The sequence below is a fragment of the Paraburkholderia sp. AV2 genome (genome assembly GCF_054968425.1).
Map to the genome: position 1 here is coordinate 137564 of NZ_JBANLK010000003.1, position 23477 is coordinate 161040.

The following is a 23477-nucleotide window of genomic DNA, read 5'->3' on the forward strand; positions in this document are numbered from 1 at the left end:
GACGGCCGAGGAGGCGCAATGAACCAGATCGATCTCAAGGACCGCGTGATGGTGGTCACCGGCGGCGCGCGCGGCATCGGCTACGCGGTCGCACAGCGCGCGCTGCGCTCCGGCGCCGCGGTGGCGCTGTGGGACGCCGACGGCGAGCGGCTCGAACGCTCGCGCGGCGAGCTCGCGGCGCTCGGCAAGGTGTCGGCCGTCAAGGTCGAGCTGACCGATGAGACTTCCGTCGAAGCCGCCGCGCACCAGACCGTCGAAACGCACGGCGCGATCCATGCGCTCGTCAACAGCGCGGGCATCACCGGCGGCAATGGCCTCACGTGGGAACTGCCCGTGGACATGTGGCGCCGTGTGATCGAAGTGAACCTGATCGGCTGCTATCTGACCTGCCGCGCCGTCGTGCCGCACATGATCGCGCAGGGCTACGGGCGCATCGTCAACATCGCTTCGGTGGCGGGCAAGGAGGGCAATCCGAATGCTTCGCACTACAGCGCATCGAAGGCCGGGTTGATCGGGCTGACCAAGTCGCTCGGCAAGGAGCTGGCGACGAAGAACGTGCTCGTCAACGCGGTGACGCCGGCCGCCGCAAAAACCGAGATCTTCGATTCGATGTCGCAGCAGCATATCGACTACATGCTCTCGAAGATCCCGATGAACCGCTTTCTGATGCCCGAAGAGGCGGCTTCGCTGATCGTCTGGCTCACCTCCGAGGATTGTGCGTTCAGCACCGGCTCGGTATTCGACCTCTCCGGCGGGCGCGCGACCTACTGAGTGCCCCGCCGGGCGATGCGGCATCCCGCCCGTAAAGGGCGCTCTATGATCACAGCGACGATCACGGCGGACCCACCGCCGGAGGAGGAGACAGCCATGAAAGCCGAGGCCAGCCCGCTGCCCGATGCCGTTGTCGGCAAGGTCATGCGGCGCCTGCTGCCGTTCCTGCTGCTGATGTACGTGCTGGCGTTCCTCGACCGCGCCAACATCGGCTTCGCGCAAAAGGCGCTCCAGCACGACACCGGGCTTTCCGACACGGCGTTCGCCTTCGGCGCCGGCGTATTCTTCGTGGGCTATGCGCTCTTCGAAGTGCCGGGCAATCTGCTGCTGCACCGCGTGGGCGCCCGCATCTGGATGTGCCGCATCATGGTGAGCTGGGGCGTCGTCTCGGCGGCCACGGCCCTCGTGCACACGCCCGCTTCGTTCTGCACGCTGCGCTTTTTGCTGGGCGTGGCCGAGGCCGGGTTCTTTCCCGGCATCATCTACTACCTCACGCAGTGGTTTCCGCAGGCCGCCCGTGCGCGCGCCATCGGCGTCTTCTACTTCGGTGCGCCGCTTGCGTTCATCGTCGGCGGTCCTTTGTCCGGATTCCTGATCGATCTGCACGGCACCTTCGGCGTGGCGGGCTGGAAGTGGCTCTTCCTCGTCGAGGGCGGACTCGCGTCGGCGGTAGGCGTATGGGCGTTCTGGTATCTGACCGACCGCCCCGCCGACGCGCGCTGGCTCAGCGCCGACGAACAACGCGCCTTGAGCGACGCGCTCAGGGTCGATGCGCGCGAAGCCGCCGCTCACGGTCCGCGCGACGCGCTGGCCGCACTCGTGGACCGGCGCGTGCTGGCCTGGGCGGCGATCTATGCGCTGATCCAGATGAGCGTCTACGGCGTGATCTTCTTTCTGCCGCAGCAGGTGGCGTCGCTCGTGGGGGCGCGCGTGGGGCTCAAGGTGGGTCTGCTCGCGGCACTGCCCTGGCTGTGCGCTGTGGCGCTCACGTGGGTCGTGCCGCGTCGCGCCGACCGGCTCGGCAACCATCGCGCATGGGCCGTGCGCCTGCTCGTGCTGGCGGGGCTCGGCATTGCGGTGTCCGGCGCGGCGGGCAGCCCGCTCGTGGCGATGATCGGCCTGTGCTGCGCCGCGAGCGGTTTCATCGCCGCGCAGCCGCTGTTCTGGACCTTTCCGGCGCGCTATCTGGCGGGCGCCGCTTCGGCGAGCGGCATCGCGCTCATCAACTCGCTCGGCAGCCTCGGCGGCTTCGTCGCACCCATGCTGCGTGCCGGCGCCGATCACGCTTTCGCTTCGCATAGCGCCGGCCTCGAACTGCTCGCCCTTGCGAGTCTCGCGGCCGCGCTGCTGGTTCTCATCGTCGTTCCCCGCGCCGGCGCGCGGGCGGCCTCATCGTTCGAGCCGCCCGTGGGGCGCGTGCGGTAACCCACTTCAAGGAGCAACGCCTCATGGCCATGCCTACCATCAAACACGTGCGCGCCTTTACCGTGCGCGGCGGCGGCGCCGACTACCACGACCAGGCCGCCGGCCACTGGATCGACGACCACATCTCGACGCCGATGGCGCGCTATCCCGAGTATCGCGCGAGCCGCCGCTCGTTCGGCATCGACGTGCTGGGCACGCTCGTCGTGGAAGTGGAGGCGAGCGACGGCACGGTGGGCTTTGCGGTGACGACGGGCGGCGAGATCGGCGCGTTCATCGTCGAGCGGCATCTCGCGCGCTTTCTCGAAGGCCAGCGCGTGACCGACCTCGAGAAGATCTGGGATCAGATGTACTACGCGACGCTCTACTACGGCCGCAAGGGCGTGGTGCTCAATACGATCTCGGGCGTCGATCTGGCGCTGTGGGATCTGCTCGGCAAGCTGCGCGAAGAACCGGTGTATCAGTTGCTGGGCGGCCCCGTGCGCGACGAACTGGTGTTCTACGCCACGGGCGCGCGTCCGGACCTCGCGAAGGAGATGGGCTTCATTGGCGGCAAGCTGCCCTTGCAGCACGGTCCGGCCGAAGGCGAGGAGGGGCTGCGCCAGAACATCGAGAAGCTCGCTACGATGCGCGAGCGCGTGGGCGACGACTTCTGGCTCATGTACGACTGCTGGATGAGCCTCGACGTGCGCTATGCCACGCGGCTCGCGCAGGCCGCGCACGAGTACGGCCTGAAGTGGCTGGAAGAGTGCCTGCCGCCCGACGACTACTGGGGCTATGCCGAACTGCGCCGCAACGTGCCGCGCGGCATGATGGTGTCCACCGGCGAGCACGAGGCGACGCGCTGGGGCTTTCGCATGCTGCTGGAGATGGGCTGCTGCGACCTGATCCAGCCCGACGTGAACTGGTGCGGCGGCATGACCGAGCTCATCAAGATTTCGGCGCTCGCGGACGCGCACAACGTGCTCGTCGTGCCGCACGGTTCGTCGGTCTACAGCTATCACTTCGTGGTCACGCGTCACAACTCGCCGTTCGCCGAGTTCCTCATGATGGCGCCGAAGGCCGATCAGGTCGTGCCGATGTTCACGCCGCTCCTGCTGGACGAGCCGGTACCGGTGAAGGGCCGCATGAAGGTGCCGGACACGCCGGGTTTCGGCGTGCGCCTGAACCCGGACTGCGCGCTCGCACGGCCGTATACACACTAACTGCGCCACTAACCGCGCGCCAGCATTCACGAGGAGAACGACGTGCTGCTCAAGGACAAGGTGGTGATCGTCACGGGCGGGTCGCGCGGTATCGGCCGCGCCATCGCTCTCGCCAGCGCCCGCGAGGGCGCCGATGTCGCGATCAATTACTGGGGGGACAACGACGCGTCGTACGGGCGGCGCGCGGCCATTTCCGAAGTGCTCGACGACATTGCGCGGCTGGGGCGCCGGGCGATTGCCGTGGAGGGCAACGTGGCGGCGCCGCAGACGGGCGTCGACCTCGTGCGCGAGACCGTGGAAAAGTTCGGCCGGGTGGACGTGCTGGCGAGCAATGCGGGCATTTGCCCGTTCCATGGGTTTCTCGACATGCCGCCGGCCGTGCTCGAACGCACGATAGGCGTGAACCTGAACGGCGCGTTCTATGTGACCCAGGCCGTGGCGCGGCAGATGAAGGAGCAGGGCACGGGCGGCGCGATCGTGGCGACGAGTTCGATCAGCGCGCTCGTGGGCGGCGGCATGCAGACGCATTACACGCCCACCAAGGCGGGCGTGCACTCGCTGATGCAGTCGTGCGCCATTGCGCTCGGCCCCTACGGCATCCGCTGCAACTCGGTCATGCCGGGCACGATCGCCACCGACCTGAATGCGGAGGATCTCGCGGACGACGCCAAGCGCGCGTATTTCGAGAAGCGCATTCCGCTCGGCCGGCTCGGTGCGCCCGAGGACGTGGCCGAATGTGTGGTGTTTCTCGCCTCCGAGCGCGCGCGCTACGTCACGGGCGCGGCGCTGCTGGTGGATGGCGGCCTGTTCGTGAACCTTCAGTGAGGCGCGAGCGTTTCCGCGTGTGCGCGATCATGAGCGACGGCTTCGTCCGCCTTGAAAGGCTGGGAAAAACGCCGCAGCAGGCCCACGAAATGCTCGGCCGGCTCCGCGAGCGGTTCGCCCTTGCGCGTGAGCACGCCGAAGCCGGGCAGGCTCTTGCCGATCTCGATCGGCAGCACGGCGAGCAGGCGGCCGCGCACGTGATCGCGCACGACCGACTCGGGCAACATGGCCACGGCGTCGAAGCTTTCGAGCAGTTGCAGCGTGGCGAAGATCGACGCCGATTCCGTGAGATTGACGGGCGTGGCGAGCCCGGCGCGCGCCAGTTCGCCCTCGAACAGCTCGCGGGCGGGGCTCGTGATGGGCTGCACGACCCACGGCCAGTTCATCAGCTCCGCGAGCGTGATTCGTTCGCGGCGCGCGAGCGGATGCTGCGAACGCACCACGAGCACGAGCGGTTCGCGCGCAAGCGGCTCGAAGCCGAAATCGTTGTGCTGCAGCGGCGTGGTGAGGCGCCCGAGCGCGAGATCCACTTCGCGGCGATGGAGCAGTTGAACCACCTGATCGCTCGTTTCGCCGAGGATGCGCACGTTGAGCAGCGGCCGTTCGGTCTTCAGCATGGCCACGGCCTGCGCGAGCAGGTCGGGCGCGGCGCCCATGATCGCGCCCACGGTGAGTTGGCCGTGGCCGCCGCGGCGCTTCACGTCGAGGTCTTCGGCGAAGCGCGTGAGGTCGGCAAGGGCGCGGCGCGCGTAGGCGAGCGTCACGACGCCGAGCGCCGTGGGCTGCATGCCGCGCGCATTGCGCTCGAAGAGGCGAAAGCCGAAGGCCTCCTCGATGTCGCTGAGCATGCGGCTGCCGCTTGGCTGGGCGACGTTGATGGCGTCGGCGGCCTGATGGACGTTGCGCGTGTCGTCGAGCGCGACGAGCAGCGCGAGGTGCTTGAATCGGAGCCGGTTGACGAGTGCGACAACGGCGGTCGGATGGTTCATTAGCGATCCGGTTTATGTATCGCCCGATCCCAACATCGGATTGGTTGGCTATCGATGCGGGAATTATAGTCGGTGAAAACTGCCTGGGAATCCACGAAAACCAGAGGGCAGGATGGAGACACGAGCATGGAGACTATCGCGTTTCGCATGGTGCTCAACCCCGGACAGCGCGACGAGTACGCGCGCCGGCACCGCGAAATCTGGCCCGGGCTGGCGGCGGAACTCACGAAAGCGGGCGTGAGCGACTACTGGATCTTTCTCGACGAAGCCACGAACCATCTGTTCGCGGTGCTCAAGCGCCGCGACGATCACACGATGGAGACGCTGCCCACCCTGCCCATCATGCGCAGATGGTGGGATTTCATGGCCGACATCATGCAGACGGGCGAGGGCAACGTGCCCGTGCAGGCGCCGCTCGTGCCGCTCTTTCATCTGGCGTGAGCGCGAGGGAGCCTCTTATGCAAGTCGTCGATCCGCACGTCCACTTCTGGGACCTCGCTACGCATCATTACCCGTGGCTCGCGAATCCGGGCGTGTCCTTCGTGGGCGACGCGCGCGCGCTCCGCTTCAACTACCTGCCCGCCGACCTGCTGCGCGAGGCCGGCGACATCGACGTGCTGAAGGTCGTGCACGTGGAGGCGAATCACGATCCGGCCGATCCGGTCGAGGAAACGCGCTGGCTGCAAGGTCTCGCCGACGCGGGTCGGGAACATGCGATGCCCGCGGCGATCGTCGCCGCCGCAGACCTCAGTGCGCCGAACGCCCAGGCCGTGCTGGAAGGCCATGCCGCGTTTTCGCGCACGCGCGGCATTCGCCAGATCCTCAACGTGCATGCCGACCCGCTCTACGACTATGTGGGCCGTCATTTTCTGCGCGACGCCGCGTGGCGCGCGAACTTCGCTTTGGTCGCCCGCTATGGCTTCTCCTTCGATCTGCAGCTCTATCCGTCTCAGATGGAGGAGGCGGCTGCGCTCGCGCAGGCGCACCCCGATATCGCGTTGATCGTGAACCACGCGGGCATGTTCGTGGACCGCAACAGCGTGGCCGGCTATCGCGCCTGGCGCGACGGGCTGCGCGCGCTGGCCGCGTGCCCGAACGTGACGGTGAAGATCAGCGGGCTGGCGATGTTCGATCACCAATGGACCGTGGAGAGCCTGCGCCCCTATGTGCTCGAAACGCTCGACGCGTTCGGCGTCGAGCGGGCGATGTTCGCCTCGAACTTTCCGGTGGACCGGCAGTTCGGCAACTATGACGACCTGTGGCAGGCGTATGCGCAGATCGTGAGCGGGGCAAGCGAGGACGAGCGGGACGCGCTTTTTATCGGCAACGCCGAGCGCATTTACCGGATCTAGCCGGCAGGACGACAGGAGACGCGTGTGGAAACCCAGGCAACGACCGGCGCCGTACCCCGGCTCGAACTCAGGCAGGCCAGCAAGTCGTTCGGGCGCGTGCGCGCGCTGGTGGACGGCAGCCTGACGCTGCAGCCGGGCGAGGTGCATGCGCTCCTCGGCGAGAACGGCGCGGGCAAGTCGACGCTCGTGAAGATTCTCGCGGGCGTGTATCGCCCGGACAGCGGCACCCTACTCATCGACGGCGTCGAGCGCCAGTTCGCGACGCCGGCCGAGGCGCGCGACGCGGGCATTGCCGTGATCTATCAGGAGCCCACACTGTTCTTCGACCTTTCGATTGCCGAGAACATCTATATGGGCCGTCAGCCGCTCGACCGGCTCGGGCGCATCGACTACGACGCGATGCATCGCGACGTGGCCGCGCTGCTTGCCTCGCTCGGCGTGGATCTGAAGGCCGGGCGTCTCGTGCGCGGCCTTTCGATTGCCGACCAGCAGGTGATCGAAATCGCGAAGGCGCTCTCGCTGAACGCGAACGTGCTCGTAATGGACGAACCCACGGCGGCGCTCTCGCTGCCGGAGGTGGAGCGGCTTTTCACGATCGCCCGCAAGCTGCGCGAGCGCGGCGTGGCCGTCCTCTTCATTACGCACCGGCTGGAGGAAGTGTTCGCGCTCACGGAACACGTGACGATCATGCGCGACGGCGCGAAGGTATTCGACGCGCCCACCGCCACGCTCAGCACGCAGGAGATCGTCGCGAAGATGGTGGGCCGCGACCTCGCCACCTTCTATCCGAAGGCCGACGTGGCGCCGGGCGAGGTCATGCTGCGCGTGCGTGGGCTCACGCGCCGCGGCGTGTTCAAGGACATCTCGTTCGACGTGCGCGGCGGCGAGATCGTGGCGCTCGCGGGGCTCGTGGGCGCGGGGCGCAGCGAGGTGGCGCGGGCGATCTTCGGCATCGACGCCTGCGATTCGGGCGAAGTGCAGATCGCGGGCAAGCCGCTCGCCATGGGCAAGCCCGCGGCGGCCGTGCGGGCGGGGCTCGCGCTCGTGCCGGAAGACCGGCGCCAGCAAGGGCTCGCGCTGGACCTGAGCATCGCGCGTAATGCCTCGATGACGGTGCTCGGCAGGCTCGTGCGTTTCGGCCTCATCTCCGCCGCGCGCGAAACGCAGCTCGCGGGGCAGTGGGGCACGCGCCTGCGGCTGAAGGCGGGCGACCTGAACGCACCGGTGGCCACGCTCTCGGGCGGCAACCAGCAGAAAGTGGTGCTCGGCAAATGGCTGGCCACGGGGCCGAAGGTGCTCATCATCGACGAGCCCACGCGCGGCATCGACGTGGGCGCGAAAGCCGAGGTCTACGGCGCGCTCGCCGATCTCGTGCGCGAGGGCATGGCCGTGCTGATGATTTCCAGCGAATTGCCCGAAGTGCTCGGCATGGCCGACCGCGTGCTCGTCATGCACGAGGGCCGCATTACGGCCGATATCGCGCGCGCCGACGCGAACGAAGAGCGCATCATGAGCGCTGCGCTGGGCGAAGCCAACGTCCACCTGGGGCACGCCGCATGATGCGTCATACCACGACCCCTCATCCGCCGCTGCCGCACGGGCCGCATGACGGTGCGCCGTCCGAGCGCCGCCGCGTGCCGGCGCTCGCCGAGGCGCTGGCGAAGAGCCGCGAGACGACGCTCTTCGTCGTGCTGCTGCTGATCGTCGGCGGCACGGCCCTCGCGCAGCCGCAGTTCCTGAATTTGCAGAACCTGCGCGACGTGCTGCTCAACGTCTCGATCGTCGCCTTGCTCACGGCGGGCATGACGATCGTGATCCTCATGCGGCATATCGATCTTTCCGTGGGCTCGACGGTCGGTATCAGCGCGTATGCGGTCGGCAGCTTCTATGTCGCGTTTCCGCATATGCCGGTGATCGTGGCGCTGGGCGCCGGCTGCGCGATCGGCTTCGTCGCCGGAGGCATCAACGCGCTGCTCGTGGCGGCGGGCCGGGTGCCTTCGCTCGTCGCCACGCTCTCCACGCTCTATATCTTTCGCGGTGCCGACTATGCGTGGGTCCACGGCGGGCAGATCAACGCGACGAGCCTGCCCGACGCGTTCTCACGGCTCGCCACCGGCACCGTGCTGGGCGTGCCGGTGCTCGCGCTCATTGCGCTCGCGCTGCTGGTCGGGCTCTCGGTCTACCTGAAGCAGTTCCGTCCGGGCCGCGAATACTACGCCATCGGTTCCAATCCCGAGGCTGCGCGGCTTGCCGGCATCAACGTGGAGCGGCGCGTCGCCACGGGTTTTCTGATCAGCGGCACCATCGCGGGACTGGCGGGCGCGCTGTGGCTGGCGCGCTTCGGCACTGTCGAAGCGAGCACGGCCAAGGGCATCGAACTGCAGGTCGTGGCCGCCGCGGTGGTGGGCAGCGTCGCGATCACGGGCGGCGTGGGCACGATACTCGGCGCGACGCTGGGGGCGCTCGTGCTGGCCGTCATCAGCATCGCGCTCGTGGTGCTGCATGTTTCGCCGTTCTGGGAGCAGGCCATTCAGGGTGCGCTGATCGTCGCGGCCATTGCCGCCGACACGCTGCTGGCCCGCTCCGTCGCCAAACGCATGATGAGGAAGCGCGATCATGGCTAAACCCGATTCCGCTCTGCTGACCCGCCGCCCCGGCCTGCCGCTCAGTTGGGAAGCGCTGCTGGTAGTAATCCTGATCGTCTCGCTGGTGGCCGGACGCCTCCTGTCCCCCGTGTTTCTCAGCGGCGACAACGTCGGCAACATCCTGGCCGACCTCAGCGAAGTGTCGCTGATGGCGCTGCCCATGACGCTCATCATCGTGGCGGCCGAGATCGATCTTTCGGTGGCCTCGGTATTGGGCGCGTCGAGCGCGCTGATGGGCGTGCTCTGGCACATGGGGCTGCCGATGCCGCTCGTGGCGCTGCTCGTGATCGTCGGGGGAGCGCTTGCGGGTCTCCTTAACGGGCTCGTCATCGTCAAGCTGAACCTGCCCTCGCTGGCCGTGACGATCGGCACGCTCGCGCTTTTTCGCGGGCTCGCCTATGTCCTGCTGGGCGACCAGGCGATTGCCGACTTTCCGCCGGCGTGGACCGCATTCGGCATGAACACGCTGGGCCATACATTCGTTCCGCTGCCGTTTCTCATCGTGGTCGCGTGCGCGGTGGTGTTCGTCGTGCTGTTGCAGGCCACCGCGTTTGGCCGCAGCCTCTATGCGATCGGCGCGAACAGCACGGCGGCGTCTTTCTCGGGTATCGACGTCGCCAGGATCAAGCTGCGTCTGTTCGTGCTGTCCGGCGCGATGAGCGCGCTTGCGGGCATCGTCTATACGCTGCGTTTCACGAGCGCTCGCGGCGACAACGGCGAGGGGTTCGAGCTCTCGGTGATCGCGGCGGTGCTGTTCGGGGGCGTCAGCATTTTCGGCGGCCGCGGCTCGATGTACGGCGTGCTGCTTTCGCTGCTGATCGTGGGGGTGCTCAAGAACGCGCTCACGCTCGCTGACGTTTCCAGCGAAACGCTCACGATCGTTACTGGCGCGCTGCTGCTTGCCTCCGTGCTGATTCCGAATCTTGCTGCGCGGTGGCGCGCGGCGCGGGACCGGCGCGCGTTGGCGCGGGCGGCGTGATGTGTTGAGTGAAATGCGGCGGTAAAGGTAGCAAGCGGGTAGCAAGCGGCAGTTGTGGCAGCAAGCGGCAGTTGCGGCGGTTCAGCCAGTCGGGAAGGAGGCACGCGGAACGTCAACACGCAGTCAACCATCCGGGCACACGCCCGGTATCCATTGAGGAGACACGTTCATGTTCAAGCCAGTACGTCACATGTGCACAGCGCTGCTGTGCGCGACGCTGTTGGGTGCAGGCCTGGCGGCGCATGCCGCCGGCATCAAGGACGGGCTGAAGATCGCCTTCGTGCCCAAGCAGATCAACAACCCCTATGAAGTGATCGCCGACAACGGCGGCATGGACGCGATCAAGGAGTTCAAGGGCGACGGCAAGGTGGTCGGTCCTTCGGATGCCGGAGCATCGTCGCAGGTGTCGTATATCAACACGCTTATCACGCAGCACGAAGACGTGATCGTCATTGCCGCCAACGACGCGAACGCGCTCGTGCCGTACCTGAAGAAGGCGATGTCCCAGGGCGTCAAGGTCGTCACGTTCGACTCCGATACGGCGCCCGACGGCCGGCAGATTTTCGTGAACCAGGCGGATGCCGAGAGCATTGGCCGTGGCCAGATCCAGTTGGTTTCGAAGCTGATGGGCGAGGAAGGAGAGTTCGCGATTCTTTCGGCCACGCCGAATGCGACCAATCAGAACACCTGGATCAAGTGGATGCAGGAAGAGCTGAAGAAGCCCGAGTACGCGAAGATGAAGCTCGTGAAGATCGCTTACGGCAACGATGACGACCAGAAGTCTTTCGTCGAGACGCAGGGTTTGCTGCAAGCGTATCCGAACCTCAAGGCGATCGTCGCGCCGACTTCGGTGGGGATTGCTGCGGCTGCGCGTTATATCTCTTCGTCGTCGAGCAAGGGGAAGGTGGCCGTGACGGGACTTGGCACACCTAACCAGATGCGTGCGTTCGTGAAGAACGGCACCGTGAAGGCGTTCCAGCTTTGGGATCCGGGTGCACTGGGGTATCTTGCGGCGTATGCGGCCGCGAATCTGGCCTCGGGGAATATTACCGGCAAGGAGGGGGAGTCGTTCGATGCGGGTAAGCTCGGCAAGCGGACGATCGGCAAGAATGGCGAGGTCATACTCGGGCCGCCGACGACTTTCGATGCGCAGAATATCGATAATTTCAATTTTTGAAGTGAGTGGGTTGGAATTTTGATATTTGCGGTTCTTGTTGTTTTGGCGTTTTCTTGTGTTCGTGGTGGTATGCCAGGGTTGCCCCTGTGCGGGGCGGCACCTACTTTCTTTGCCGCGGCAAAGAAAGTAGGCAAAGAAAGCCGCTCACCCCGCCAGTGTGACGCCGTCCGCCACTCGCCCACCTTGGTAGTGGTTCCGGGGCGTCTGCCATCACTGGCCGTTAGCCGGAGTGACAAGGCGCTCATCCTTCCGGCGGCGCTGCGCGCGCCGAAGGGCATAACCCGAACCAGCGGTATGCACACCGAAATGCCTCGCAGCAAGGCCGGTTTCCCTTGCAGACCTGTCTGCGGCGCGCGTAGCGCGCAGCAGGAGGTATGAGCCCTTTGTCACTAACGTGGAGGGTGCGGGGTGACAGACGCTCCGGAGCCACTGGCTATTGTGGTGCGGGGTGAATGGTGGCTGGCATTAGCGGTGTGAGCGGCTTTCTTTGCCTACTTTCTTTGCCGCGGCAAAGAAAGTAGGTGCCGCCCCGCACAGGGGCAACCCTGGCAGACCACCACGAACACAAGGAAAGGCCAAAACAGCAGGAACCACGAATCAAACACCCCGCGACAAATCCCAAACACGCACCAGACGCAGCCACAGTAAGCACGGCGCCGCCGCGTTACCGAGCCGGCAGGCCCCCACCCCAATTCAGCATCAACTTCTACACTAGAATATCGCATCCACCGCCCCGCACTCCCTCCGATACCGAATGCAAGCGCCCAGCGCCACCGTCCCGATCTCCCTCGTCAACGGCTTTCTCGCGGCGGCTGGCGCGAAAGACGAAGTGACGAACCGTTATCTGAAGCAGGCAGGCATCGCACCGGAACTGCTGGGCGAACCAGGCGCGCGGGTGACCGAAGAGCAGTTCTCGACGCTCTACCAGGCGCTGGCGATCGAACTCGACGACGAGATGCCCGGCGTCTTCAGCCGCCCGTTTCGCAGCGGCACGCTCAAATTCCTCTGCCTGAGCCTGCTCGACGCGCGCAACCTCGAAACGGCATTGCATCGCTTCGGCCAGTTCTTCCACATCGTGCTGGACGACTTCCGTCTCGAGTCCCGCCGCATCGGACCGGTGGCGCAGGTCGAGCTGTGTCCGAACCCCGACTTCGGCCCCCTCGGTCCGCTGGGCCAGGAACTCATGCTCAAGCTCGCGCACGGCGTCGGTTCCTGGCTCATCGGGCAGAAGATCCCGTTGCTGCAAGTGGAGTTCGCCTGCGAGCAACCGCCCCATGCACTCGATCACCGCTACTTCTTCTCGGGACCGGTGCGCTTTGGTTGCCGGGCTACGCTGATGCGCTTCGGCACGGCCTATCTGGATCTGCCGATCCGCCAGAGCAAGCGCAATCTGCGCAACTTTCTCGCGCGCTCGCCCGGCGACTGGATCTTCGAAACGTTCAGCGAGCAGCGAACAGGCCATCGCGTGCGGCAGTTCATGGCCACCGCGCTGCCCGATCTGCCGACCATCGAAGCGGCGGCGCAGAACCTGAATTGCTCCGTGCGCACGCTGTGCCGGCGGCTCGCGGCCGAAGAGACTTCGTTCCAGTTGCTCAAGGACGAGTTGCGGCGCGACATCGCCATCCAGCGCCTCACCGAGACGCAGGACACGATTGCGGCCATCGGCGGCGACATCGGCTTCGACGATCCGAGCGCGTTCCACCGCGCCTTCCGCCACTGGACGGGCAGCACGCCCGGCACCTACCGCGTGCGCGCCTGAGAGGCCTGGCCTACCCAGGATGGGGGGGCGGATCGATCGCAGCAGTGCTGCATGATGCGCCTTGCGGCGCCACGCCCTGCATCTGCACGCGGGCTGGCCGGCACGGCGTGGCCAGATTTGTCACCAGGTGGGCAGATTTGGACAGTCGGCGAAGCCGCTTTGGCGCTACGATCTGCCCCAGATCCCGCCGTTCCCGCTCCTTTACCGACGAGACCCGCGGCGAGACCCATGGCGAGACCCGCGCCGCGGCGCCACCCTCTTACCGCACCACTGGAAGGACCATCATGAGCTACACCGCCCCCGTCAAGGACATGCTGTTCGTGCTGAAAGAACTGGCCGGAATTGACAGCGTCGCTGCGCTGCCGGGCTTCGAGGACGCGAATCTCGACACGGCGCAGGCGGTGCTCGACGAAGCCGCGAAGCTGTGCGGCGAAGTGCTTGCGCCGCTGAACGTGGAGGGCGATCGCGCGCCCAGTAGCTGGCGTGACGGCGAAGTCACGGCGACGCCGGGGTTCGCGCTCGCATTCCGCCAGTTCGTCGAGGGCGGCTGGCAAGGTTTGCAGCACCCGTCCGAGTACGGCGGTCAGGCGCTCCCCAAGTTGATCGCGACGCCGTGCATCGAAATGCTCAACGCGGCGAACCTGTCGTTCGCGCTGTGCCCGCTCTTGACCGACGGCGCGATCGAGGCGCTGCTTACGGCAGGTACCGAAGAGCAGAAGGCGCGCTACGTGCCGAAGCTGATCTCGGGCGAATGGACCGGCACGATGAACCTCACGGAGCCGCAGGCGGGCTCCGATCTCGCGCTCGTGCGCACGCGCGCCGAACCGCAGGGCGACGGCAGCTACAAGGTCTTCGGCACGAAGATCTTCATCACGTGGGGCGAGCACGACATGGCGGACAACATCGTCCACCTGGTGCTCGCGCGCACGCCCGATGCGCCCGCCGGCGTGAAGGGCATTTCGCTCTTCATCGTACCGAAGTTCCTCATCAATGAGGACGGCTCGCTCGGCGCGCGCAACGACGTGCATTGCGTGTCCATCGAGCACAAGCTCGGCATCAAGGCGAGCCCGACTGCCGTGCTGCAGTACGGCGATCATGGCGGCGCCGTGGGCTACCTCGTGGGCGAAGAGAACCGCGGCCTCGAGTACATGTTCATCATGATGAACGCGGCGCGCTTCGGCGTGGGCATGCAGGGTATCGGCGTGGCCGACCGTGCGTATCAGAAAGCTGTAGCGTACGCAAAGGAGCGCGTGCAGAGCCGTCCCGTCGACGGATCGGCGGTGCAGTCCGTCACCATCATTCACCACCCCGACGTGCGCCGCATGCTGGCGACCATGCGCGCCCTGACCGAAGGCGCCCGCTCGCTCGCCTACGTGGCGGCGGCCCACAGCGATCACGCCCATCGGCATTCGGACGCTGCGGAGCGCGCACGTCATCAGGCGGTCTACGAGTACCTCGTACCCATCGTGAAGGGCTGGAGCACGGAGATGGTCAACGAGGTGGCAAGCCTCGGCGTGCAGGTGCACGGCGGCATGGGCTTCATCGAGGAGACGGGCGCCGCACAGTATTACCGCGATGCGCGCATTCTCGCGATCTACGAAGGCACGACGGCCATTCAGGCCAATGATCTCGTGGGCCGCAAGACCGTGCGCGACGGCGGTGCGGTGGCGAAGGCGCTGCTGGCCGAAGTTGCCGCCACGGTCGATGCACTGGCGAAGGCGGACGGTCCGGCGGCGGCATCGATGCGCGCGCAACTGGAGCAGGGCGCAAAGGTGCTGGCGAACGTGGTGGCGTTCGTCGTGGCGAACACGAAGACCGATCCGAATGCGGTGTTCGCGGGCAGCGTGCCGTATCTGAAGCTGGCGGGCGTCGTGCTGTGCGGCTGGCAAATGGCGCGCGCGTTGTTGGCCGCGCAACGCAACCGCTCGGACGACCCGTCGTTCCATGACGCGAAGATCGCGATTGCCCAGTTCTATGCGGAGCATGTGCTGCCGCTCGCGAGCGGTTTCGAGGCGTCCGTGCTCAGTGCGCGCGGCGCGCAAGGCGTGCTCGCGCTGGCGGAAGACCAGTTCTGATTGGCGAGTCTGGGGCCGGGCGGCATTCTTGTCGCCCGGCCCGCTCGCGAAAATTCCTGATCTGCTGTAACCCCACCGAACTTCCAGCCGAATTAACAGCAGGGTCCAGGCGACTTGTGCCGCCTTACCGATCCGCTGACCCGCGCGCCCGCGCGGGCGTGCCGCTGTGGAGGGACATCATGCGCCTCGTTGGTCTGCTCGGTGGTTTCCTGTTGATGCTCGCCTTACTGGTGGCGAACGCGTCCTATGCGTCGGATGCTTGCCACGCGACGAGCGGGCCCGGTACTGCGGCCGTGGTTGAGCTCTATACGAGCGAAGGCTGTTCGAGTTGCCCGCCGGCCGATCGCGAGTTGAGCATGCTCTCGCGCGAAGCCAGTCCGGGATCGGCCGTGATTCCGCTCGGCTTGCACGTGACGTACTGGGACAGCCTGGGCTGGCAGGACGTGATGGCGCAGAAGGTCTTCGACGCCCGCCAGAGCGAACTCGTGGCCGCCGGTCACGGCACCTTCGTCTACACGCCGGAATTTTTCGCGAACGGCGAGGAGATTCGCTCATGGCATGGCACGTTGCCCGAAGCGATCCGCAGGATCAACACCACACCCGCGCCGGTGGAGATAGCGCTGACGACGCGCTCCGATGCGAATAACACCGTCGAGCTGGAGGCGAGGGTTACGCCTCGCGATACTCGTGCGTTACCGGCGGACGGCGCGCAGCTCTATTTCGCCGTTACGGAAGACGGGCTCGTCTCGCATGTGCTGCGAGGCGAAAACGGCGGCACGACGCTTTCGCACGACAGTGTCGTGCGGCTCTGGGTGGGGCCTGTTTCACTGGGTTCGCAGGGCGGAATCGTGCGGCGCGATATCGCCGTGCCTCCCCAATGGGACCGCGCGCGTCTGCATTTTGTCGCACTGGTGCAGAACGGGCGCGATCAGGTTTTGCAGGCCGTGAGGGCTGGAACTTGCGGGGCCTCGTGAGCGAGGCAGCGCCTCACGAGGCCGCGTGGTGGACCCATCACCATCAGAACGTATACGCAATCTTCCCAAACGCCGTCCGCCCAAGGCTGTTATACCCATAGGCCGTCATGTACTGCCGGTTGAACAGATTCGCCAGCGAGGCGGACAGCGCGAGGTGCGGATTGATCTGATAAGAAGCGCGCAGACTGACCGTCGTCCACGAAGGCAGGTAAATTGTGTTCTCCTGATCGTCGAAGGTCGATCCGTTGTAGAGAATCGAGATGCCCGTGCTGAGCGCGTGGAGGTGGAACTCGTCCCACGTGTGATCGACGCTCAGGTTGACTGTCTGCCGCGGCCGGCGGTTCAGCCAGGTATCGTCGGTGACGTCTTCCGGATTCAGCAGGCCGACGGTGAGGCTCACCGGCGTGGACTTGCCGAGCGTGCCCTTGTATGAGAGGTCGATGCCCTGGATATGCGCACGGCCGACGTTGAACGGTATAAAGGTCTCCGAACTGTAAGCAATCAGGTCGTGGAAACGCGTGTCGTAGATGGCGGCCGTGAAGGTGCCGAACGACGTGTTGGCATCGAGGGCCGCTTCGACGCTGTCGCTGCGTTCCGGTTGCAGATCGGGATTGCCGTACTGCGGATAGTAGAGATCGTCGAACGTTGGCAGGCGGAAGGCGTTGCCATAAGACACGCGCGCCGTGTAGACCGGCGTGATCTCCCACGCCAGCGAGACATTGCCCGTGTTCACCGTCTGGCCTTCGACGATCTCGTGGCGCCCTGCGAGGAACAGCGTCCACGGGCCGAGCGTGGTCGACTGGTGCAGCGACACCGCCGAATCGTCGCGGGTGGGTACGCCGGTCGGGATATCTACCGGCAGGAAAGCCTGTTCGCGCGTGAAGTCGTAGGCGAGCTTCGTCTCTCCGGTGAATGGCAGTCCGAACAATCGGTTGCCCGTCTCCTGGTGCGTGAGCGACGTGGACGTGCTGAAGCGCGTGGAGTCGATTTCGTCGGTGGGAATCGTCGGATCATTCGCGTAGACGAACTGACGATCGGTTGCGTAGCCCACCGACTGATCGAACTGCGTGGTCGGCGTGATGTCCCAGTGGAACGCAATGCCCGTGGTCAGTTGATGATCGAGCTGCCGGTCGTCGCCGCCCGCGTTGTCGTAAGACAGATCGGAGCGGTGATAGAGCATGAACGTCGAGATCGACCAGTTGTCGCGCGCATAGCCGAGGCGCGCATCCACGTCTTGGGCGTGATACGGATTGCGCCCGTCTTCGTGGCCGTAGGCCCACGGCTGGGTCGCGTCGATGCCCGCAGTGTTGTAGTCGTGCAGGCCGAGCGAATACGTCAGGCCGCCCAGCGCGGCCAGCGGCCCGGTGGAGGGGACCGTGCCCGAGGTGCGGACCTGCGTGTCGAAGGTCTTGTTCGAGCCGCCGCCGAACGAGACCGTGGTCTGGTTCGGCTGGTTCGACGCGTGGCGCGTGAAGAGCTGCACGACGCCGCCCACCGCATCCGCGCCGAACGAGGCGGCGGCCGGCCCGGAAATCACCTCGACGCGGTCGAACGCCTCGGTCGGCAGATCGGCCCATTCGGCCTCGCCCGTGGTGGCGGAGCCAATACGTATGCCGTCGATGAAGACGGCCACCTGCTGGGCTGACGAGCCGCGGATGCTGACCGAAGCCGCCGATCCCGGCCCGCCGTTCTGCGAAACCGTCACGCCGGGCAGCGTGGCAAGCGCCTGGGTGATGCTGGGATCTTGCGGAGCGAGACGATCGAGGTCCGCGCGCGTGAGGACCTGGGTGCTCGCGTAGCGCCGGTCGAACGACTGCGGCAGATGCTGCGTGTCGCCGACAACGAGAATGCTCGGCAGCGCGGTTTCGCCGTGCGCCTCGTCAGTCTGATCGGTCTGGTCCTGTTGTGCGAGCGTCGCGTCGTCGGCGGCATGGGCGTTGTGCCACGCGCAGGCCGTCACGGCCGACGTGAGAATGAATTGTTTTAGTTTCATGTGCGGGGCTGAGGTCAGGGCTGTCCCTGCAGCGAGCAGCCGCGCGTAGCGGCGCTGGCGCTTCGGGACACCCCGCCCGTTGCGGCTGCATGGACCTCGGTTGATGGCAGGTCTCCTGGCTCGCGGGTCTGCGTCCTCTGCCGGCCTTCCCGGTTTCCCAGTGGCTCGCGCGGGCATGGACTCGCCGCTCACAGTTGCGGGGGCAGCCGCAGTCTCGAAGCGCGCGTTTTTGAGGCGCGCCTTTACTGCGTTCCCTTTTGATCCCGTCGCCGGGAACCATCAGCGCGCAAGGTTAATGCGCCATGGTTCGCCGCGTCAATTGTCCGGGCCGCGGGTGATGCGAAAAAGGCACGGAAGGCGCGCAGCACGAGGTGCGTTTCCCGGTGCGTTAGCGGCCGGCGCCCGAAATAAAAATGAAAGAAATCCCCGGTCGAGCGGGCCAGTCCGCATTGCCGCTCCGGCTGCAGCGGTGCGTGGATGCCCGGTCTGCGCGATTCCCGACATGATTCCAAACATAACTGCTACGCAGCGTTAGCCACGCGGACCTTTTGCTAGCATGGCCCTCCCTGAATTTCAGGTGTCGTCATTGATCCGGAAGTCAGGGGTGCATAGCGGGTGCACAGAGGGCGCGCGGCGTCCGCTCATCCGGATCGGATCTACAGAAGAAGGGGGAGACGTATGGACATGCTCGGCATGTACCCGACGTTTTACGTTCCGGGCATCGGTACGGCCTGGGTCATGGGGATCATCGGCGTGATACACGTCGTGGCGTCCCACACATCGGTCGGCGCTTCGTTTCTGTTCGCGCTGCTCGAAACGCGGGCCTACCGCGAGAACAAGCCGCAGCTGATGGAGTTCATCAAGCGCTACGGCATGTTCCTGCTCGTGTTCTCGTACATCATCGGCTCGATCACGGGCCCGGGGATCTGGTATGCGATCACCGTGGCGAGTCCGCGCGGCGTGAGCGGGCTGATCCACAACTTCGTCTGGGTCTGGGCGAGCGAGTGGGTCTACTTCACGGTTGAAGTCATTGGCGTCTACGCGCTCGTCTACCTGATCGGCAAGATCGATGCGCGCACCCACCTGAAGCTGACGTGGTCGTTCGCGCTCGCTTCGTGGGCGACGATGCTGCTGATCGTCGGCGTGCTCTCGTTCATGATGTGGCCGGGCCACGATAGCTGGTACCAGACCGGCTCGACGAGCGAGGCGTTCTACAACGTCAACTTCTTCGCGCAGCTCGGCACCCGCACGGGCGGCATGATCGTGATGGCGGCGCTCGTCGGACTGCTGGTGGCCAGCCGCGTGAGCGATCCCGCGCTGCGCCGCAGCGTCGTGCGCATGATCGCCCCGGTGGGACTCCTTGGCGGCGCCGTGGCCGTCGTGATGTTTTTCTACTACCTGCGCACGCTGCCGCAAAACGCGCTCGTAATGCTCGACACGCATCTGCTGCCCGTCTACGCCAGGGGAATGGTCGCGGTGTTTGCCGTGGCGACGCTCTGGCTCGGCTTCGCCTGGGCCTTCCCGCAGCGCGTCTATACGTCGCTGGCGATTTCGCTCTTCCTGTTCATTGCCGTGGTGGGGGTGTGGCCCGAAGAGCGCATGCGCGAGTCGATGCGCAAGCCGTACGTGGCGGGGCAGTACATCTACGGTAATCAGGTGATCGCGCGCGACGTGCCCGGCAAGGGCATTCATTCGGAAGTCGAGCGCATTGCCGAGCATGGCCTGCTCCAGTTGCATCCGTTCGTGCCGGACCGCCTGAGAACCGTGACCGATGCCAACGAGCTCGAAGTGGGCCGCCTGCTGACCAAGGTGGCCTGCGCGAACTGCCACTCGCTCGAACCGGGCGGCCCGCTGCGCAGCCTGCCCGACAAGCTGCACATGGCCACCGACGAAGACATGATCGCGGCCTTCCTGCGCGGTCCGCTGAAATACGGCACGCAGCCCTACATGCCGCGCATCGACCTGCCCGACAACGAGATTCGCGCCATTGCGCATTACCTCGCAGCCGTGGATAGCGGCAAGAACGTCGACCAGTTGATCGCGCAGCAGCACGCGGCGGAACAACGCGCCGTTGCTGCCGCGAATGACGGCAAGAGCGGTGGCAAAAGCAGCGGCGCGAACGCGGCCGCGCTGGTTGCGGAACAGGAACAACATGCGGCGGGGCAGCCGGCGCCGTCGAGGAACTAGCCATGGATATTGGTGCCGTGATGAACACGATGCGCGACCCCGCCGGGGTACCCGCGCAGCCCGTGGTGTTTCAGATCCTGATGGTGCTCACGTGGGTGGCGCACATTGCCTTCGTGCACCTGGCCATGGGCGCTTCGGGGCTCGCGATCTTCGCGTTTCACCGGCGCGCCGACGGCGCGGCCGGCAGGTATTGGGAGCGCCTCTCGATGGCGATGACGAAGGTGGCCAAGGTCGCCGTGTCGTTGCTGATCGTGCTGGGCGTCGCGCCGCTGCTTTTTACCCAGGTCATCTACGACCCGCAGTGGTACACCTCGAATGTGCTCTCGGGGCGCTGGGCCATCGCCTTCATTTTCACGCTGATCGTGGCCTACTGCTGCTGGTTCGCCTTCTATCACGCCAATCACGAAGGGGCGAAGAAGCACATCGGCGTCTATGCATGGATCGCGTTCGGGCTCTTCTGCCTGGACGGGCTGATCATGCATGCGCTTTCGTATCAGGCGTTGCTGCCCGAGCAATGGATGAACTGGTATGCGCCGGGTGGCATGGTCGACACGCGCGGCGCCGCGCTGCATGCGATCCAGTGGCCGCGGTATGCGTTCATCATGAGCCTCTCCGTGCCGGCCGTGGGCGTGTTCCTGCTCGCTTACGCGCACTACTTCGCTGAGCGCGAGGATCGCGAGCCCGCCTACCGGGCGTTCGTGAGCGACCTTGGCCGGCGTCTCGCGCAATGGGGCTACGCGATCGCGCTCGTCCCCATGCTGGCCTGGCAGTTCGATTTCCCCGCGGGTTCCGGTCTCGCGCTGCATCCGGTGGGCTGGCTCATCGTCGGCGCGCTGGCCACCATGGCGCTCTGGATGCGGCAGCTCGGCAAGGACACGCATGGCTATCAGCCCGCCCTTTGCGGTCTTGCGTTGCTCGGCGTGCTCGCGGTGTGGCGCGAAATCATCCGGGTGCATTACCTGCGGCCGCTCGGCTACACGATCCAGACCTACACGGTGCATGCCGACTGGCCTTCGACGGTGTTGTTCTTCGCGACGCTCGCCGGCATAGGCGGCCTCGTGGGCGGCTTCTATCTCACGCTGCTGTATCGCGCGGGACGCACGCAGGGCGTGTATCGCGCGGACCGGACCGTGGCGCGTCTGGGCACCGGGGCGGTGTCGGTCCTTGGCGTCTGGATTGCCGTGTTCTTCGTGTACGGGATCGCGATCTCGATGCACGACAGCTTCAATTGATGCGGGGAGGCGTCGAAATCATGAACAACATCATCCGGTTCGGACTGGTTCTGCTGTCGCTGTTCTGCGTGACGGCGCATGCGCAGACGTCGGGGGACGCGCCCGACGTCGCGGCGGGCAAGCGGCGCGCCGCGGTCTGCTTTGCCTGCCACAACGTGGACGGCGTGGCGAAGATTCCGGGCGTGCCGAATCTTGCGGGGCAGCACCGCAGTTATCTCGAGGGCGCGCTGCTGGCTTACCGGGACGGCAAGACCCGGCAGAATCCCACGATGAACGCGATGGCCGCGCCGCTTTCGGATCGCGACATCGTCAATATCGCGGCGTATTTCAGTCTGTTGCGTGGGCAGGGCGGGGGTGTGGCGGGAGCCGACGCAGCGGGCGCGGGTGGCGATAGCGGCGGCGTGACGCCGATTCCCGCCGCGGCGGCGCCCGCGAAGGCCGAGGCGGTTTCCACCGCGCCGGTGCGCTCGGGCGAAGCGGTCTATAGTTCGGTCTGCTTCGCATGTCACGCTACCGGGGCGGCGGGCGCGCCGAAGGTCGGCGACAAGGCCGCGTGGATGCCGCGCATCGCGCAAGGCGATGCCACGCTGCTGCAGCACGCGCTGATCGGTTTCAAGGCCATGCCGCCGCACGGCGGATGCGCGGCCTGCTCCGATGTCGAGATCAAGGCCGCGGTGGCGTACATGACCGCGAAATCACGCTAGCGGTGCGCTTGACGGGGCGAAGCGGATCGAAGCGGATCGAAGTCCCGTGCGCGGAGGGCTTCGATCCGGCGGTGGGGGCGATTCGATCGTCGAGGTCGACCATGCCTCGCTTGCAATCCGTAGGGTTGTCTGAAATTTGACTGTAAGTCGCCGTTGCTAGAGTGGGCCGAAGCGCTTCTCCGCCCGTGGCCGGACCGCGTCCGGGCGAGAGTGGCGCCAAAAACAAGAGCGACCCCTCATGAACACGGCCCGCGCATTCCGGCTTGCACTCTGGTTCGTTTCCACACTGTTTTTCACCGATCACGCTTCTGCATTCCAGTCTAGCGTGGTCAGCATTCCCAGCGCCGCCATGCGGCAAACCTTGGCCGCGACGGTCGTGTTGCCCGACGACTACGCTCGGGATGGCGGCACGCAACGTTATCCGGTGATCTACCTGCTGCACGGTTCGGGCGGCGACCACACCGACTGGGCGTCGAATTCCCGGGTCGCCGAACTGGCAGACCGCTATCACGTGATTCTCGTAATGCCGGACGGCGGCCATGAGAGCTGGTACATCGACAGCCCCTTCGATCCGCGCAGTCGTTACGAGACTTACGTGGGCAACGAGGTCGTCGCGTGGGTGGACGCGCATTTGCGCACCATCGCCGCGAAACCGGCGCGCGCGATCACGGGACTTAGCATGGGTGGCTTTGGCGCCCTGCGCATTGCGCTCGACCGGCCCGATACCTTCGGCGCGGCGGGCAGTATCAGCGGCGCCGTGGACCCGCGCGCCTGCGAAGACGAACCCGGCATCGACCGCGTGTTTGGCGATCCCGCGCGGAATGCCGAATTCTGGAACCGCAACGCGATCATAGCGAGCGCGAGCGAATTCAGGCGCGCACACATCGACCTGACCATCGACTGCGGCGTGGACGATCATTTCGTCCAGTCGAACCGCGTGCTGCACGAACGGCTCATCGAGCTCGGCGTACCGCACGACTATGCGGAACGGCCCGGCGGTCATACCTGGACCTACTGGTCCAATGCAATCGGCTATCAGGTGCTGTTCTTCTCCACCGCATTCCGGCGCAACGGCTGGAACCCGCCACAAGCGTAAAGGCTGGCCCGACCGGATAGTCGGGCGGCAGGTTTCGTCTCTTGCCTGGCAATGCTTATTGAAATGCCAGGCCATGGTTCCCGGCCGCGTAC

General features: G+C 65.9%; 19 protein-coding genes and 1 riboswitch. Of the genes, 17 read left to right on the forward strand and 2 right to left on the reverse strand.

The genetic code is table 11. The annotated features are described in order from the left end of the window. Positions 1-18: 18 nt before the first annotated feature. From V8683_RS03565 to V8683_RS03580, 4 genes are all read left to right on the forward strand, one after another. A complete protein-coding gene (locus tag V8683_RS03565; protein ID WP_411192472.1) occupies positions 19-771 on the forward strand; it encodes an SDR family NAD(P)-dependent oxidoreductase in 753 nt (250 codons plus the stop codon). Positions 772-867: 96 nt separating this feature from the next. Further along, positions 868-2196 carry an MFS transporter gene (locus V8683_RS03570; RefSeq protein ID WP_462847696.1) on the forward strand — a complete coding sequence of 443 codons (1329 nt, stop codon included), beginning with the start codon at positions 868-870 and terminating at the stop codon, positions 2194-2196. 23 nt (positions 2197-2219) lie between these two features. Next, on the forward strand, positions 2220-3398 hold the full coding sequence (gene rhmD, locus V8683_RS03575; RefSeq protein WP_411190606.1) for an L-rhamnonate dehydratase: 1179 nt from the start codon (positions 2220-2222) through the stop codon (positions 3396-3398). Positions 3399-3440: 42 nt separating this feature from the next. Beyond that, positions 3441-4223: an SDR family NAD(P)-dependent oxidoreductase gene (locus tag V8683_RS03580; RefSeq protein ID WP_411190607.1), complete on the forward strand. Its 783-nt coding sequence runs from the start codon at positions 3441-3443 to the stop codon at positions 4221-4223. On the opposite strand, the gene V8683_RS03585 is transcribed toward V8683_RS03580, so the two are convergent. Continuing rightward, complete coding sequence (locus tag V8683_RS03585) at positions 4217-5212, reverse strand: LysR family transcriptional regulator (protein WP_411190608.1); 996 nt, start codon at positions 5210-5212, stop codon at positions 4217-4219. The two genes, V8683_RS03580 and V8683_RS03585, sit on opposite strands and share 7 nt — an antisense overlap. Before the next feature lie 126 nt (positions 5213-5338). Here V8683_RS03585 and V8683_RS03590 point away from each other — a divergent pair, with 126 nt between their 5' ends. The 9 genes from V8683_RS03590 (at position 5339) to V8683_RS03630 (ending at position 16173) form a co-directional block, all read left to right on the forward strand. Next, on the forward strand, positions 5339-5653 hold the full coding sequence (locus V8683_RS03590) for an L-rhamnose mutarotase (RefSeq protein ID WP_411190609.1): 315 nt from the start codon (positions 5339-5341) through the stop codon (positions 5651-5653). Positions 5654-5670: 17 nt separating this feature from the next. Continuing rightward, the gene (locus V8683_RS03595) at positions 5671-6564 is read left to right on the forward strand and encodes an amidohydrolase family protein (protein ID WP_411190610.1); all 894 of its coding nucleotides are present in this window, start codon (positions 5671-5673) and stop codon (positions 6562-6564) included. Positions 6565-6588: 24 nt separating this feature from the next. Further along, positions 6589-8124: a sugar ABC transporter ATP-binding protein gene (locus V8683_RS03600; protein ID WP_411190611.1), complete on the forward strand. Its 1536-nt coding sequence runs from the start codon at positions 6589-6591 to the stop codon at positions 8122-8124. Continuing rightward, positions 8121-9188 carry an ABC transporter permease gene (locus tag V8683_RS03605; protein ID WP_411190612.1) on the forward strand — a complete coding sequence of 356 codons (1068 nt, stop codon included), beginning with the start codon at positions 8121-8123 and terminating at the stop codon, positions 9186-9188. The genes V8683_RS03600 and V8683_RS03605 overlap by 4 nt, the downstream gene beginning before the upstream one ends. Then, on the forward strand, positions 9181-10188 hold the full coding sequence (locus V8683_RS03610; RefSeq protein ID WP_411190613.1) for an ABC transporter permease: 1008 nt from the start codon (positions 9181-9183) through the stop codon (positions 10186-10188). The genes V8683_RS03605 and V8683_RS03610 overlap by 8 nt, the downstream gene beginning before the upstream one ends. A gap of 169 nt (positions 10189-10357) precedes the next feature. Then, positions 10358-11365 carry a rhamnose ABC transporter substrate-binding protein gene (gene rhaS / locus V8683_RS03615; RefSeq protein ID WP_411190614.1) on the forward strand — a complete coding sequence of 336 codons (1008 nt, stop codon included), beginning with the start codon at positions 10358-10360 and terminating at the stop codon, positions 11363-11365. Positions 11366-12119: 754 nt separating this feature from the next. Next, complete coding sequence (locus tag V8683_RS03620) at positions 12120-13124, forward strand: AraC family transcriptional regulator (RefSeq protein WP_411190616.1); 1005 nt, start codon at positions 12120-12122, stop codon at positions 13122-13124. A gap of 284 nt (positions 13125-13408) precedes the next feature. Next, positions 13409-15199, forward strand: a complete 1791-nt coding sequence (locus V8683_RS03625) for an acyl-CoA dehydrogenase (RefSeq protein WP_411190617.1) — start codon at positions 13409-13411, stop codon at positions 15197-15199. Positions 15200-15378: 179 nt separating this feature from the next. Then, a complete protein-coding gene (locus V8683_RS03630; RefSeq protein ID WP_411190618.1) occupies positions 15379-16173 on the forward strand; it encodes a DUF1223 domain-containing protein in 795 nt (264 codons plus the stop codon). A 43-nt stretch (positions 16174-16216) separates the two neighbouring features. Here V8683_RS03630 and V8683_RS03635 read toward each other — a convergent pair whose 3' ends face one another. Then, complete coding sequence (locus V8683_RS03635; RefSeq protein ID WP_411190619.1) at positions 16217-18166, reverse strand: TonB-dependent receptor domain-containing protein; 1950 nt, start codon at positions 18164-18166, stop codon at positions 16217-16219. Positions 18167-18254: 88 nt separating this feature from the next. Then, positions 18255-18462, reverse strand: a riboswitch (cobalamin riboswitch). Between the two features lie 397 nt (positions 18463-18859). Between V8683_RS03635 and V8683_RS03640 the strand changes: the two genes are divergently transcribed. From V8683_RS03640 to V8683_RS03655, 4 genes are all read left to right on the forward strand, one after another. Further along, positions 18860-20353, forward strand: coding sequence for a c-type cytochrome (locus tag V8683_RS03640; protein ID WP_411190620.1), 1494 nt, complete (start codon positions 18860-18862; stop codon positions 20351-20353). A 2-nt stretch (positions 20354-20355) separates the two neighbouring features. Beyond that, a complete protein-coding gene (locus V8683_RS03645) occupies positions 20356-21585 on the forward strand; it encodes a hypothetical protein (RefSeq protein ID WP_411190621.1) in 1230 nt (409 codons plus the stop codon). Positions 21586-21605: 20 nt separating this feature from the next. Then, the gene (locus V8683_RS03650; RefSeq protein ID WP_411190622.1) at positions 21606-22289 is read left to right on the forward strand and encodes a c-type cytochrome; all 684 of its coding nucleotides are present in this window, start codon (positions 21606-21608) and stop codon (positions 22287-22289) included. 238 nt (positions 22290-22527) lie between these two features. Then, complete coding sequence (locus V8683_RS03655) at positions 22528-23385, forward strand: alpha/beta hydrolase (protein ID WP_411190623.1); 858 nt, start codon at positions 22528-22530, stop codon at positions 23383-23385. Positions 23386-23477: the final 92 nt, after the last annotated feature.

Bases quoted from the DNA above. Each gene is read 5' to 3' on its own strand.
- V8683_RS03590 (WP_411190609.1), top strand. From the start codon at position 5,339: ATGGAGACTATCGCGTTTCGCATGGTGCTCAACCCCGGACAGCGCGAC.
- V8683_RS03565 (WP_411192472.1), top strand. From the start codon at position 19: ATGAACCAGATCGATCTCAAGGACCGCGTGATGGTGGTCACCGGCGGC.
- V8683_RS03595 (WP_411190610.1), top strand. From the start codon at position 5,671: ATGCAAGTCGTCGATCCGCACGTCCACTTCTGGGACCTCGCTACGCAT.
- V8683_RS03625 (WP_411190617.1), top strand. From the start codon at position 13,409: ATGAGCTACACCGCCCCCGTCAAGGACATGCTGTTCGTGCTGAAAGAA.
- V8683_RS03630 (WP_411190618.1), top strand. From the start codon at position 15,379: ATGCGCCTCGTTGGTCTGCTCGGTGGTTTCCTGTTGATGCTCGCCTTA.
- V8683_RS03635 (WP_411190619.1), bottom strand. From the start codon at position 18,166: ATGAAACTAAAACAATTCATTCTCACGTCGGCCGTGACGGCCTGCGCG.
- V8683_RS03605 (WP_411190612.1), top strand. From the start codon at position 8,121: ATGATGCGTCATACCACGACCCCTCATCCGCCGCTGCCGCACGGGCCG.
- rhaS (WP_411190614.1), top strand. From the start codon at position 10,358: ATGTTCAAGCCAGTACGTCACATGTGCACAGCGCTGCTGTGCGCGACG.
- V8683_RS03650 (WP_411190622.1), top strand. From the start codon at position 21,606: ATGAACAACATCATCCGGTTCGGACTGGTTCTGCTGTCGCTGTTCTGC.
- V8683_RS03620 (WP_411190616.1), top strand. From the start codon at position 12,120: ATGCAAGCGCCCAGCGCCACCGTCCCGATCTCCCTCGTCAACGGCTTT.
- rhmD (WP_411190606.1), top strand. From the start codon at position 2,220: ATGGCCATGCCTACCATCAAACACGTGCGCGCCTTTACCGTGCGCGGC.
- V8683_RS03645 (WP_411190621.1), top strand. From the start codon at position 20,356: ATGGATATTGGTGCCGTGATGAACACGATGCGCGACCCCGCCGGGGTA.
- V8683_RS03585 (WP_411190608.1), bottom strand. From the start codon at position 5,212: ATGAACCATCCGACCGCCGTTGTCGCACTCGTCAACCGGCTCCGATTC.
- V8683_RS03655 (WP_411190623.1), top strand. From the start codon at position 22,528: ATGAACACGGCCCGCGCATTCCGGCTTGCACTCTGGTTCGTTTCCACA.
- V8683_RS03640 (WP_411190620.1), top strand. From the start codon at position 18,860: ATGTACCCGACGTTTTACGTTCCGGGCATCGGTACGGCCTGGGTCATG.
- V8683_RS03570 (WP_462847696.1), top strand. From the start codon at position 868: ATGAAAGCCGAGGCCAGCCCGCTGCCCGATGCCGTTGTCGGCAAGGTC.
- V8683_RS03610 (WP_411190613.1), top strand. From the start codon at position 9,181: ATGGCTAAACCCGATTCCGCTCTGCTGACCCGCCGCCCCGGCCTGCCG.